Source organism: Candidatus Thermoplasmatota archaeon (assembly GCA_030018475.1).
Lineage (GTDB): Archaea > Thermoplasmatota > JASEFT01 > JASEFT01 > JASEFT01 > JASEFT01.
The window spans coordinates 1-11,766 of the sequence record JASEFT010000042.1; the positions used below are offsets into that span (position 1 = coordinate 1).

Sequence of the window (11,766 nt, forward strand, 5' to 3'; positions counted from 1 at the left end):
TCTAATTACTGAACGGTAAAAGAAACAATATTTTAGTAAACCTTCGGAAGTACTGGTGTTTAGCGTTTAAGCCATCTAACTGTCCTTCGTATAGCTTCTTCAATACCTGTTCTAGGCTCCCAACCGAGCTTTTTTATACGCTCTATACTTAATCTCACAACAGGTGCATCGCCAACCCAGCCTCTAATGCCACCTGTAAAACGATATTTAACGTTTTTCAAGTTTAACTCCTCAACAACGATATCTGCAAGCTTTTTGATCTTTATATCCTCATCAGTACCTAAATTGTAAATATTTATTTTTTTATTTGCTTTTTCGTAAGCGAACATGATACCATCGATACAATCTTCTAAGGCCAGGAAAGATTTTACCTGCTCCCCGTTACCTATAATCTCTAGCTCTTTAGGATTCATTTTAAGCTTATTCACAAAATCAAATATTACGCCATGCGAGTGCCTTGCACCGATAACGCCTACAAATCTAAAAATCCAAGCTTGTAAGTTGAAACTAGCGCAGTAAGCGCTTATTAGAGCTTCGCATGCAATTTTAGAGGCGCCGTAAAGTGAAGTTGGAATTAGAGGGTAATCTTCGCATGTAGGATAAATTTCAGGCTCTCCGTAAACCGCACTGCTACTACTAAAAATTATTTTTTTAACGTTAGCTAAGCGCATACCTTCTAAAACATTATATGTAACAATTGTATTAAGCTCCAAATCTTTTCTAGGTTGCGCTACGCCACCCCTTATATCTGCGTTAGCTGCAAAATGGAATATTGCATCGCTACCTCTGAAAATTTCGCTAATACCTTGAAATTCGAGCAAATCTTTTACAATAAATTTAAAATTTTTATTCCCTTCGTTGTGCTTTATATTCTCTAGTTTACCTGTGCTAAGATTATCAAGGCATATAACTTCATTATTATTTTTCAAAAGTCTATCTATAATATGAGAGCCTATAAAGCCAGCGCCACCGGTAACAATATACTTCAAACTCTTCTACCTCTCCTACCACCGGGTCTCCTACCACCATTATGCGGTATGGGAGTAACATCTTCTATTCTGGCTATTTTCAGTCCAGCTCTTGATAGCGACCTTATTGCAGCTTGGGCTCCTGGCCCTGGCGAAGTAGCTTTTATACCGCCCGGCGCCCTTACTTTTATTGTTATTACATCAAAACCTTTTTCTTTTATAGCCTCTGCCACTCTCTCAGCAGCTTTCATTGCCGCGTAAGGTGAAGCCTCGTCTTTAGCTGCTTTTACTACCATTCCTCCTGAGCATTTTGCGATTGTCTCACTGCCTGTAATATCTGTTGCGGTAATAATAATATTATTGAAAGATGCGTAAATATGAACAACACCATGGTTACCCATTCTAGCTTATCTCCTTACCGCTTGTTATCTCCTGAGGTTTTGGCCTTACAGGGTGTAACTCGTTAACCAAAGGCGAGCTATCAATATACGAAATCTCAGCTTCTTCCGACTTCTTGACCATGTATGAAGGAATTGTTACTTTTCTATTGCCTATCCCAACATGTCCATGCACTATTAACTGACGTGCTTGCTTGAATGTAGAGGCAAGACCTTTTTTATAAACTACACTCTGAAACCTTCTTGATAGTAGCGAGTCTATAGTCAACGCTAAAATATCATCCAAATTAGCATTTTCATTTAGTATTCCCAGATTCACAAGCTTGCTAATTAACTGCTTTGCCTCTTTTTGAGCTTGCTTGTCGCCTATCCTTAATTTAGGGAACAGCAGTCTTGCCTGCCTTCTGAAATTTCTTAGTGTCAAGCGTGCTCTCCAAATTTCTCTTTTGTTTTTCAGTCCGTATTTTTTAATTAGCTCCTTTTCCTCTTCAATTCTATCTGCCTGCCATGGATGTACAGGCTTTTCGTACTTCTTTCTGCTGAATTTAGGGTCTCCCATTTAATATCACTTCTTCTCTCTCGCTTTCTTCCTCTCTTCTTCCTCTGCTTTCTTCCTAGCTTCTACAGCTACTTTCCTTACAACGCCCACAGTCAAGCCAGTCCTCCCATGCGATCTAGTGCGCTGACCTCTGACCCTTTGCCCACGCTCATGCCTTATACCTTTATAGCATCTTATCTTTTTCATTAGGCCAATATCTTCTTTTACGCCGAGCTCTAGTTCTGAGCCTATAAGATGGCTATCAGAGCCGGAGTATAGCTCATGCATTCTGTTTAGAAGCCAGCCTGGCAGATATTTAGGTATATTTTCTACGCAGTCTCTTAGCTTCTCAATCTCTTCATCACTGAGCTCTCCGAGCTTTTTATATCTGGGCAATTGAGCTGCATCTGCAATTGCCTCGCTACACCTTATACCAATACCTTTTATTTTGGTAAGTCCGTAAACTACAGATCTGTTACCATCTAAATCTGTATCTGCAATTCTTACTATGTATTTGAATTCAGGCTTCTTCTCTTCCATTGTACGCCTATTTACCTAACGTTTTTCCTTTACTTAATGGTAAATTAAGAATCCATCTCTTGTTTTATGTGCATCTAGCAATGTAGCTTCTTCTTCTTCACTTTCATACCTCATTTCCATTACAAGGTCTAGAAGGGTTGCTACCGCTTCCCTCAAATGCCTTACTTCCTCTTTTAGCTCTGTAACTGCTTTCAATAGCTCACTATCCCTATTCATATTGTAGGTAATCTATTTACAGGCTTTTATCTTTTATTGTTTCATGGCTAAATTTTGGGATTGATGACAATATTAATATTTTACAAAGGGTATTGTCATTCGTGAAATGACCATTGAAAGTAAGCTAGAGCAAGCTATTAAAGATTTGAAAGAAGGTAAATTTGTACTTGTCTATGACTCAGAAGGCAGGGAGAAAGAAACCGATTTAGTGATTGCATCTGAGTTTATTAGACCTATGAGTATTAGGAAAATGCGTAAAGAAGCTGGAGGACTTATATGCGCAACTGTTTCTTACGAGGCTGCTAGAGCTCTTAAACTTCCTCTTCTTGTTGAGCTCTATGCAGAAATCAGCAACAATAACAGCAATTACGAAGTTTTGAAAAGGCTATCGCCCTATGATATACCATACGATACTAAATCATCTTTTTCTTTGACTATAAATCATCGTAAAACTTTTACTGGAATAAGTGATTACGATAGAGCTCTGACAATTTCAGAACTTGCTAAGCTTATAAAAAATCGCAGTAACGAAAAAAAGCTTTTAGAAGAGTTCGGCAGGAGTTTTCGCTCACCAGGACATGTTCCTCTACTTAAAGCAGCTAAAAATTTACTTAAAGAAAGGCAGGGTCATACTGAGTTAAGCATTGCTCTAATGCAATTTGCTAACCTTGCGCCTTCCGCTACTATATGCGAGATGATAGGCGAAAATGGCAAGTCGCTAACTAAAGAAGAAGCGAAAAAATATGCTACTAAGAACGATTTAGTGTTTCTCGAAGGTAAAGATATTATTAAAGTTTGGAGTAGCAGGGAGAGAAAATGGTTAAAGTAATGGCTACCGGTGTTTTTGATATTTTGCATCCCGGACACATTTACTATTTAGAAGAGGCTAAAAAGCTTGGTGATGAGCTTGTTGTAGTAGTGGCAAGAGACTCTACAGTAAAGCTCCACAAGCACGAGCCTATTACAAATGAAAAAATGCGCTTGGCTATGGTGCAAGCTCTTAAGCCTGTAGATAAGGCAGTGCTTGGTTATGAAGGCGATGTTTACAGAATAGTTAAGGAGCTCAAGCCTGATATTATTGCGCTTGGTTACGACCAAGCTCATAACGAAGAAAAGATCAGAGCAGATTTGGAAAAATTAGGTCTCAAAGTAAAAGTTGTTCGCTTACCAGAGTTTGCAAACGATCTGAGCGGCACAAGGAGAATTATACGCAAGATTATAGATTGGTATACGTTTCAGAAGAAGATTGAGAAGGTTGAAAAATGAAGAGAGTTTGGGTATTTGTGGTGTTGTTTGTTATGATGAGCGGTTTAGTAGTTGTGAGTGGGCCGAGTGAGGCAAGTGGTAATGCAGGAATTAAAGCACCTACACTTACACCACACGATCCAATCCACATCGATGGGAATGGCGATTTTACATTTGAAAATGGGGTGAGTAGCGGCTCAGGCACGGAAAGTGACCCGTACATCATAGAAAACTGGGATATAAATGCGAGCAGTGCCGATTTAGGACACGGTATTGAGGTCTACGACACGGACGTGCATTTTGTCATAAAAAACTGCTATATTCATGATGGCAAAAGATGCGAAAACGCAACTCGTTTGGGGAACAGCGGAATAATATTCTACAATGTGATAAACGGAAAAATTGAGAATCTGACAGGTTATAACAACGAGCGTAGTATAGATCTTTATCACGCTTCAAAAATCGCCATTATAAGTTGTGTTGTTTACGGTAATTGTTGTAGTATGTTATTCTCTCACTCTTCAGATAATATAATAATTAACTGCACTTTGTACAATAATTATAACGGCATCCACCTCCTCTCATCTTCAAACACCACAATAACAAACTGCCATATACACAACAACACCGAAGGCATCCGGCTTGGACACTTTTCAAATAATAATACCATAATAAACACTACTATATCCAACAATGAGCATGGTATCTATCTTGCCTCATCCTCAAATAGTAACACCATCTGCTATAATCGCTTTGTAGATAACGTGGAGCAATTCCACGACGAGGGCTCAAATTACTGGTATGATAATGAATTTATAAAGAGAGAAGAAAGCTGGCTAAGTAAGTTATGGAAAAATCCGCTACTGGTTCCAGTCTTGCTAGTATTGATTCTTGTGGTTATTGCCATCGCATTTACTCTAGGAGGAAGGAAAAAGGAAGGGTGAGCAAATGAAAGAAGAAAGAATAAGGGAGAACATAAAAAAGATCAAAAAAATTGTCGTTCCCACACTCAAACGCAACGGTGTAGTAAGAGCAGGTATATTTGGCTCGTTTGTCAAAGGAAAAGTCAAAAAGAGCAGCGATGTTGATATTCTGATTAAGTTCAAAGGAAGGAAAAGTTTGCTCGATCTTGCAAGATTGGAAATTGAGCTTGAAAAAAAATTGTGGAGAAAGGTAGAAATTTTAACTTACAGCTCAATACATCCCCTGTTAAAAGAAAGAATTTTGAAGGAGGAGGTTGTAATACTATGAAAAAAGATATCAGCATTTTCCTTAGCCATGGCTATTTTGTTGTAGACCTTGCTCTAACATGGGATATTGTAAAAAAGATTTGCCTGCTTTAAAAAAGAAAATTAAAAAGATTTTGGGAGAGGTTGAGAGATGAAAAAAATCGGCATGGTTGATACAACGTTCGCTCGTTGCGACATTAATCATAAGGGCGAGTGGTTTAATATACGAGAGTTGTATTATTATGGGTGGTGATATCTATGGTGAGTGAGCAAGAATGGTTTGCTAGACATGCCAAAGAATTAAAAAAATATGAAGGAAAGTATGTTGCAGTAATTGATGACAAAATTGTAGCATCTTCTCCAAATGCGGGCGAGGCAATTGAGAATGCTAGAAAAGCTTTTCCAGATAAAGTCTCCCTCCTCATATATGTGCCTAGAGAGAAAGAGTTAGAGATGCTAATATGAAGGAGCATACGTTTAGATATGAGAGGATCAAAAATAGGTATCTCCCAATGGTTAAGGTATCGATTAAGGGAGCTTTTTGGCAAGATATTATTTTATATGCTGATACAGGCGCAAGTTTCTCAATGCTAAAAGCTAGTATTTGCGATGCAATAGGATTAAAACTTGTGAAGGGAAAATTAGTGTACGTAACAGTTGGCGACGGGGGTGAAATTCCAGTATATCTGCATAGGCTACCTGTAAAATTTTGTAACTGTGAGTTCAATGCCACCATCGGTTTCTCGGAAAAGCTAGGCATTGGGTTTAATATTCTAGGAAGAAAAGATTTCTTTGATAGATTCGTATTTTGCTTTGACGATGAAAGAAAAGTACTAAGGGTAATAGAGCACGAGAAAAGTGATAAAAACAAATGAAAAAAATAGGCGTGGTTGACACAACTTTCGCTAGATATGATATGGGGAGGAGCGCTATTAACGAGTTGAAAAATCTAGGTACTAAATTCAAAATCCTGCGCCGCACAGTACCCGGAATAAAAGATTTGCCTGTTGCATGTAAAAAACTATTTGAGGAAGAGAATTGCGATCTTTGTATGGCGCTAGGTATGCCCGGAAAAGAGGAAATAGATAAGCAATGCGCTCATGAGGCTTCTCAAGCTTTGCTTCAAGTTCAATTACTCACTAACAAGCACGTAATTGAAGTTTTTGTCTACGAATGGGAAGCTGAGAATGAAAAAGAATTAGCAAAATTAGCAGACCGTAGAGCAAGAGAGCATGCTTTAAATGCTTATAAGTTATTATTCAAATCTGAAAAGTTAACGAAATACGCAGGCAAAGGGCTAAGGCAGGGTTATAAGGATGTAGGACCTTTAAAGGAGTGAATAAAAAAATGAAAATAGGAATAGTAGTAAGCGAGTACAACTTCGATATAACGTATCTAATGCTGGAGCGCGCTAAAGAGCATGCGAAGTTCTTGAATGCAGAGATTGCGGAAATAATAAAAACGCCAGGCGTTTTAGAAATTCCATTGGCTACCAAAAAATTGCTAGCGCGAAAAGATATCGATGCCGTTGTTACTTTGGGAGCTGTAATAGAGGGCGAAACTGAGCATGACGAGGTTATAATTCAGCATGCCGCTAGAAAAATAGTAGATTTAAGTCTAGAGTACAGCAAGCCTGTAGCGCTAGGCATAGGCGGTCCTGGGATGACTCGATTGCAAGCGCAGGAAAGAATTGAGAGGGCAAAAGAAGCTGTAGAGAGCGTTGTGAAAATGTGTCAGAGGCTGAAGGATTAGTACTTTTCGACTTAGACGGAACTTTTATAGACCAGCGCCTTACAATATTAGAGTGCCTAAATCAAGTGCTAAAAGAGTACGGGACTTATTACACTTTAGAAGAGCTTACTCCTTTAATCGGCACACCTCTTAAAGATATTATTAAACGAAAGCTTGGATCTGAGAGCCTTGCACAGAGGCTTAGAGAGCGCTATAAAGAAATATATATCAAAAACTATCTTAAAAATACAAAAATTCACAAAGGACTTGTAGAATTGTGCAAAGAGCTGAGATCAAGAAAAGTCAAGTTAGGCATTATCACGTCAAAGTATGGGAGTATAACCAGAAGATTTTTAGAAGATTTAAAGATATCTGAGCTATTTGATATCGTTGTCGGAGAAGGTGATGCCGAGCTCAAGCCTTCACCAGCGCCCGTCTTGTACGCTTGCAAAGCATTGAAAGTCAGTCCTAAAGACTGTATTGTAATAGGCGATACTGTGCAGGATATAATCTGTGGTAAGAGAGCAAATTGTACCACAATAGCAGTTTTATGGGGCTACGGTAAAAAAGGCGAGCTTATCAAAGCAAAACCTGATTATGTCGTAAGTTCGCAGAAAGAGCTTAGAAAAATCGTTCAAAATATTTTTGCTAAGAATAAAATTTAATTACTCCCAGCCCTATATCGAGAAATGTAGATAGTAGGTGTAGAGTTTGAGAAATGGTGGCAATACTACAAGCAATAGTAGGTCTTTTGCTGATTTTCTTCCTTCCTGGCTTTACTTTAGTCAAAGCGCTATTCCCTAAAAAAGAGGCTTTAGATAAGGATTTAGGAACCATTTACCAGATTATCCTAGGAATTGGTATGAGTCTCGTTATTAGTATTATCGTAGGTACTTCACTTGGATCCATAGCTTTACATGAAGGCAGGGGCGAATTTACAGCGCCTAATATTATAATTATACTTTCGCTCATTACTGTAATATTTTTTGGGATAGGCATAAAAAGGACTGCGTACCCAAAATTAACGAGAATACTATGCGCAAGGAAAAAATGATAAACGAGGACAGAATAATTTTACGTAAACTTCTGGATCGCGAAGGCATTATTATTGGCGAGATTATTTGTAAAGCAAGTAATTACGTTATAATTAAGAAAAGCTCTGAGTTCTATAGTATTCCTATCAGTAAAATATCTGAAAGATTCGGTGATTTGGTTATCAACAGCGAAATAGACTGGAGTGAGGCAAAGAAGCTTGGCGATAAATGGAAATCTAAATTCAGCCCTTTAGAGAAATGAATAACTATAAACTTGCGGTTGTCGTTAGAAACGATTTGAAATTATCCAAAGGCAAATTAGCTGTACAAGTAGCTCATGCATGTGTTACTTGCACTGTTAATGCAAAAGCTCATAAAAAAGAATGGCTCAAAAAATGGTATGCAGAAGGTCAGAAGAAAGTAGTACTGAAAACAGGCTCTCTAGAAGAACTTTATATTCTCAAATCCAAAGCTGAAGAGAAGGCTCTGCCTACCCATCTAGTTACTGATGCAGGCTTAACCGAACTAAAGCCAGGTACTATTACATGCTTGGGTATAGGACCGGCGCCAAACGAAATTATAGATACTGTTACCGGTAAGCTGAAATTGCTATAGCTCTTAAAAAAGTTCTACCTCAACAAGCTCTTTGCCTTCAGGACAACTAATTTTATGCATTACTTTCGTTACTTTTAATTTTACTTTAGGACTTAGCTTGTAGGGCCTGCAAAGTGAATAATATTCGCACCCTCTATTACGGCATTGTAACTCAATATTTACTACAGCGCCTTCAAAAGCTTGTTTCACATCTATAGCAGCAGGAATAGCTCTTTTTTTTACTTCAACTACTCTTACACATTCTTCATGAACTTTGCAATCGTGCTTTTTATCTCTTACGTTTACTATTTCGTAGCTAAATCCCTCCTCTAAATTAAAGCACACATTTCTCAGTTTGCAGTCTTTACACTCTTCTAAAGCTCCTAGGAATAGGAAGCTATCGCCAACTTTAGCAAGTCTCTCTCCAACCAAAGTTACAAACGCCATTTTAAATTACCTCTGTAGCGCTAGCAAGCTTTTCTGCCGCTTCCAACGAAAGACCTTTATCACCTAGTATTGTATATCTCTCAGTCCTTATTTTATGAGCCATAGTTAGAGCTTGCAATACTAGCTCCTTTTCTATGCCTAGCTCTTTTGCAGTTACAGGCGCTTTCAACTCTCTCAAAGCATTTCTTAGCTCCTCCCAATTACCGTTATGCAGATACATCATCATTATAGCACCTATGCCGCATTGCTCGCCGTGCAAAGCCTTGCCAGACGCTAAAATATCCAAAGCATGCGAAAATAAATGCTCGCTTCCAGAGCAAGGTCTAGAGCTACCTGCGATACACATTGCAGCACCTGACTCTATAATAGGCTTTATAGTAAGCCATACACTTTCTTCAGTACCTTGCTTGATCTTATCTACATTCTGAATAATTACTTTTGCGCTCATTTCTGCAAGTGCGGCAGCAGTTGAACTGAAAGGCTCGTTTTTTAGTTTATGCGCAAGTAGCCAATCTTTTACCGCGGTCAAATTTGATATCACATCTCCACAGCCTGAGGCTAACATTCTATAAGGAGCTTTAACTATTATCGCAGTATCTGCAACTATGGCAATAGGTGTAGAGCCTTCTATAGAAACGTTGCCGTGATTGCTTTTTAAACTAGCTCTTGGTGAAACAATACCGTCGTGGGAAGCGCTTGTAGGCACGCTGATGAAGCTCTTACCATTTTGCTTGGCAACTAGCTTTGCAATATCTATTTTACTACCTCCTCCAACACCCAATATAAAATCAGCTTTACTCTCCTCTAATACTATAATTGCTTTATCAATATTTTCTTTGGTAGCATCGCCAAGCTCGAGCATAAAGACATCATAACCTTCTTCCTCCAGTATTTCCTTAACAACTTCGCCTGCTATCTTCCTTGAGTTACTGCCTGTGATTACCAGACAAGAATTTTTCAACTCTAAATTCTTGCATACTGTGCCAATATCCTCTATCACTTTATGCCCTACCAGTACTTGTCTTGGAAATACCATCGATTTGGCTTTGCTAAATTCCATTTTTTTATATAATAAATAGGATATATCTAATTTATAGGTATCGGTGATGAGTGATACTAACACTAAATATTACAAAAAAATAATCTTAGCGCTAATAGCTATAGTGCTTGCCTATATCGTAATTTTTCACAGTATTTTAGTGCAGCAATTTTTCAGCAGATATTTTATTGAGCCTATTGTTAGAGATGCATTAGGACAAGGCTCTGGCAAAGAAGAATATAATATTTTCAATACTCTTGTTTACGGAGCTGTTCTAGTAGTTGCGTTATTCCTTCTTTATAAACTCGTCAGAAAACTTAACTTCGAGCTAAACAAGCAATTTTTCATTGCTCTTTTGCCTTTTATAGCGCTAGGCTCTATCTTGCGCGTTTTAGAGGACCTTAGGTTTTTTAGCGTGCCAGTTGCATACCTGTTTATTTCACCAATAATCTACATATTCTTAGGAGCAATTGTAGTTGGAATTATTGTTCTTGCCCAAATACTCAGCAAAAAATATGCTAATCGAATAATTTTCATTACAGGGGCAATTTTAGGAGGATTAGCTATTTCATTGTGTTTTTTAACTGTCTGGCGCTATCCACAAGCGTTAGCGCAGATTCTTGGACTCTCAGTACTTACAACTCTTATTGTTTTTTTAATACTAGAAGTGTTTAGCGTGAAAATTTTGTCATTAAAAGAGTATCTATCTCTTTCAAGTTTAGCGCTTTTCTTTGCCCATTTTCTAGATGCAAGCGCTACGTTCGTAGGAATAAATTTCTACGGCTACGCAGAGAAGCATCCTTTGCCTACTTTAGCAATAGGTATTTTTGGCGCTTGGATAATGTATCCTTTAAAATTTATTGTTGTTTCTTTGGTGATTTACTTGCTCAGAATAAGATACAGAGCTATAGTTGATGAGAATGCTAAATGGCTAATAATATTTTGCGTTTTTGTTTTAGGGCTGGCGCCCGGAATAAGAGATGCACTTAGGATTGGGATAGGCGTATAAAAAGCGGGCCTGAAGGGATTCGAACCCTTGACCGATCGGTCCCTCAGAGCCCTTTCTTTTTTCTTTACAAGAAAAAAGAAAGCGTTCGCGGAAAGAAAAAAGAATTAGGATATCTCTTACGGAATACCCTTAACAATCGTTTGTTGCTACGCGATTAATAAGCTTAGTTGCGTTAGCAACCTACGTTTATTTGAGGGTTTACGAACTAAACCCTCCTTTCTTCTCTTTTCCGCCAACGTGGGTGATAAGAGCCGATTGCTCTACCTAACTGAGCTACAGGCCCACGGCGGCTAAACCGCTACACGATTTTTCTATTTTTATGATAAGAGCCGATTGCTCTACCCGAGCAAATTGCATAGCAATTTGCGAGTTGGAGGACGAAGTCCTCCTGATAACTGAGCTACAGGCCCGAAGCCTTTCTTTTTCCTAATCTGATAATGGTAAATTGCCTTAACGATATAAATTACTTGCTTAGGCGCGCTCAACCAAAAGGCCATAAAGAGCGCGTAAGCTTTGGCTCACCAATAATGGGTATCTCCTCACCGCATTTTGGGCATCTATTACCTTTTTCAAGATTTATTTTTGTAACTGAGAAAGAGAAGCGCTGGATTAGTAGCTCGTTGCAGTTAGCGCAGTAAGTATTTTCATATTTATGCCCAGGAACATTGCCTATATAAACGTAGCGCATACCCTCCTCTTTAGCCCAGTCGTGCATTTTTTCTAGAGTTGCAACTGGCGTTGCAGGCACATCAAGCATCTTATGGCAGGGATAAAATCT

At 38.5% G+C, this 11,766-nt stretch carries 21 protein-coding genes and 1 tRNA gene; 13 read left to right on the plus strand and 9 right to left on the minus strand.

Annotation, left to right across the window (positions count from 1 at the left end):
- Nucleotides 1-59 precede the first annotated feature (59 nt).
- From QMD21_05870 to QMD21_05890, 5 genes are read right to left on the minus strand one after another with little or no spacing between them, the layout of a single operon-like run.
- Complete coding sequence (locus QMD21_05870) at nucleotides 60-989, minus strand: NAD-dependent epimerase/dehydratase family protein (protein MDI6856291.1); 930 nt, start codon at nucleotides 987-989, stop codon at nucleotides 60-62.
- Nucleotides 986-1,369 carry a 30S ribosomal protein S11 gene (locus tag QMD21_05875; GenBank protein MDI6856292.1) on the minus strand — a complete coding sequence of 128 codons (384 nt, stop codon included), beginning with the start codon at nucleotides 1,367-1,369 and terminating at the stop codon, nucleotides 986-988. The genes QMD21_05870 and QMD21_05875 overlap by 4 nt, the downstream gene beginning before the upstream one ends.
- A gap of 1 nt (nucleotide 1,370) precedes the next feature.
- Nucleotides 1,371-1,925, minus strand: coding sequence for a 30S ribosomal protein S4 (locus QMD21_05880; protein MDI6856293.1), 555 nt, complete (start codon nucleotides 1,923-1,925; stop codon nucleotides 1,371-1,373).
- Nucleotides 1,926-1,931: 6 nt separating this feature from the next.
- Nucleotides 1,932-2,444 carry a 30S ribosomal protein S13 gene (locus QMD21_05885; protein MDI6856294.1) on the minus strand — a complete coding sequence of 171 codons (513 nt, stop codon included), beginning with the start codon at nucleotides 2,442-2,444 and terminating at the stop codon, nucleotides 1,932-1,934.
- Nucleotides 2,445-2,477: 33 nt separating this feature from the next.
- Nucleotides 2,478-2,660 (minus strand): hypothetical protein, encoded by a 183-nt coding sequence (locus QMD21_05890; GenBank protein ID MDI6856295.1) that lies wholly within the window; start codon nucleotides 2,658-2,660, stop codon nucleotides 2,478-2,480.
- Nucleotides 2,661-2,766: 106 nt separating this feature from the next.
- Here QMD21_05890 and ribB point away from each other — a divergent pair, with 106 nt between their 5' ends.
- The 12 genes from ribB (at nucleotide 2,767) to pth2 (ending at nucleotide 8,514) form a co-directional block, all read left to right on the plus strand.
- Entirely contained in the window at nucleotides 2,767-3,489 is a 723-nt protein-coding gene (gene ribB, locus QMD21_05895; protein ID MDI6856296.1) for a 3,4-dihydroxy-2-butanone-4-phosphate synthase, read from the plus strand.
- Nucleotides 3,477-3,926 carry an FAD synthase gene (locus tag QMD21_05900; GenBank protein ID MDI6856297.1) on the plus strand — a complete coding sequence of 150 codons (450 nt, stop codon included), beginning with the start codon at nucleotides 3,477-3,479 and terminating at the stop codon, nucleotides 3,924-3,926. Before ribB ends, QMD21_05900 begins: the two co-directional genes overlap by 13 nt.
- A gap of 32 nt (nucleotides 3,927-3,958) precedes the next feature.
- On the plus strand, nucleotides 3,959-4,849 hold the full coding sequence (locus QMD21_05905; protein ID MDI6856298.1) for a NosD domain-containing protein: 891 nt from the start codon (nucleotides 3,959-3,961) through the stop codon (nucleotides 4,847-4,849).
- 4 nt (nucleotides 4,850-4,853) lie between these two features.
- Nucleotides 4,854-5,156, plus strand: a complete 303-nt coding sequence (locus QMD21_05910; GenBank protein ID MDI6856299.1) for a nucleotidyltransferase family protein — start codon at nucleotides 4,854-4,856, stop codon at nucleotides 5,154-5,156.
- A 236-nt stretch (nucleotides 5,157-5,392) separates the two neighbouring features.
- Complete coding sequence (locus tag QMD21_05915; protein ID MDI6856300.1) at nucleotides 5,393-5,599, plus strand: DUF5678 domain-containing protein; 207 nt, start codon at nucleotides 5,393-5,395, stop codon at nucleotides 5,597-5,599.
- A gap of 47 nt (nucleotides 5,600-5,646) precedes the next feature.
- Nucleotides 5,647-6,009, plus strand: a complete 363-nt coding sequence (locus QMD21_05920) for a hypothetical protein (protein MDI6856301.1) — start codon at nucleotides 5,647-5,649, stop codon at nucleotides 6,007-6,009.
- The gene (ribC, locus tag QMD21_05925) at nucleotides 6,006-6,473 is read left to right on the plus strand and encodes a riboflavin synthase (GenBank protein ID MDI6856302.1); all 468 of its coding nucleotides are present in this window, start codon (nucleotides 6,006-6,008) and stop codon (nucleotides 6,471-6,473) included. Before QMD21_05920 ends, ribC begins: the two co-directional genes overlap by 4 nt.
- Before the next feature lie 8 nt (nucleotides 6,474-6,481).
- Nucleotides 6,482-6,886 carry a 6,7-dimethyl-8-ribityllumazine synthase gene (gene ribH / locus QMD21_05930; GenBank protein MDI6856303.1) on the plus strand — a complete coding sequence of 135 codons (405 nt, stop codon included), beginning with the start codon at nucleotides 6,482-6,484 and terminating at the stop codon, nucleotides 6,884-6,886.
- Nucleotides 6,865-7,530 carry an HAD family hydrolase gene (locus QMD21_05935; protein MDI6856304.1) on the plus strand — a complete coding sequence of 222 codons (666 nt, stop codon included), beginning with the start codon at nucleotides 6,865-6,867 and terminating at the stop codon, nucleotides 7,528-7,530. The genes ribH and QMD21_05935 overlap by 22 nt, the downstream gene beginning before the upstream one ends.
- 53 nt (nucleotides 7,531-7,583) lie before the next feature.
- Nucleotides 7,584-7,919 (plus strand): DUF1616 domain-containing protein, encoded by a 336-nt coding sequence (locus tag QMD21_05940; GenBank protein ID MDI6856305.1) that lies wholly within the window; start codon nucleotides 7,584-7,586, stop codon nucleotides 7,917-7,919.
- Entirely contained in the window at nucleotides 7,901-8,161 is a 261-nt protein-coding gene (locus QMD21_05945) for a hypothetical protein (GenBank protein ID MDI6856306.1), read from the plus strand. The genes QMD21_05940 and QMD21_05945 overlap by 19 nt, the downstream gene beginning before the upstream one ends.
- A complete protein-coding gene (gene pth2, locus QMD21_05950; GenBank protein MDI6856307.1) occupies nucleotides 8,158-8,514 on the plus strand; it encodes a peptidyl-tRNA hydrolase Pth2 in 357 nt (118 codons plus the stop codon). The genes QMD21_05945 and pth2 overlap by 4 nt, the downstream gene beginning before the upstream one ends.
- A 3-nt stretch (nucleotides 8,515-8,517) precedes the next feature.
- On the opposite strand, the gene QMD21_05955 is transcribed toward pth2, so the two are convergent.
- Nucleotides 8,518-8,940: a UPF0179 family protein gene (locus QMD21_05955; GenBank protein MDI6856308.1), complete on the minus strand. Its 423-nt coding sequence runs from the start codon at nucleotides 8,938-8,940 to the stop codon at nucleotides 8,518-8,520.
- A 1-nt stretch (nucleotide 8,941) separates the two neighbouring features.
- On the minus strand, nucleotides 8,942-10,000 hold the full coding sequence (locus QMD21_05960) for an NAD(P)-dependent glycerol-1-phosphate dehydrogenase (GenBank protein ID MDI6856309.1): 1,059 nt from the start codon (nucleotides 9,998-10,000) through the stop codon (nucleotides 8,942-8,944).
- Nucleotides 10,001-10,046: 46 nt separating this feature from the next.
- On the opposite strand from QMD21_05960, the gene QMD21_05965 reads away from it, so the two are divergent.
- Nucleotides 10,047-10,988: a DUF63 family protein gene (locus QMD21_05965; GenBank protein MDI6856310.1), complete on the plus strand. Its 942-nt coding sequence runs from the start codon at nucleotides 10,047-10,049 to the stop codon at nucleotides 10,986-10,988.
- Between the two features lie 4 nt (nucleotides 10,989-10,992).
- On the opposite strand, the gene QMD21_05970 is transcribed toward QMD21_05965, so the two are convergent.
- Nucleotides 10,993-11,271: transfer RNA gene (locus tag QMD21_05970), tRNA-Lys, on the minus strand.
- A 198-nt stretch (nucleotides 11,272-11,469) separates the two neighbouring features.
- The coding region (locus QMD21_05975; protein MDI6856311.1) for an AmmeMemoRadiSam system radical SAM enzyme at nucleotides 11,470-11,766 on the minus strand (297 nt) is incomplete at its 5' end.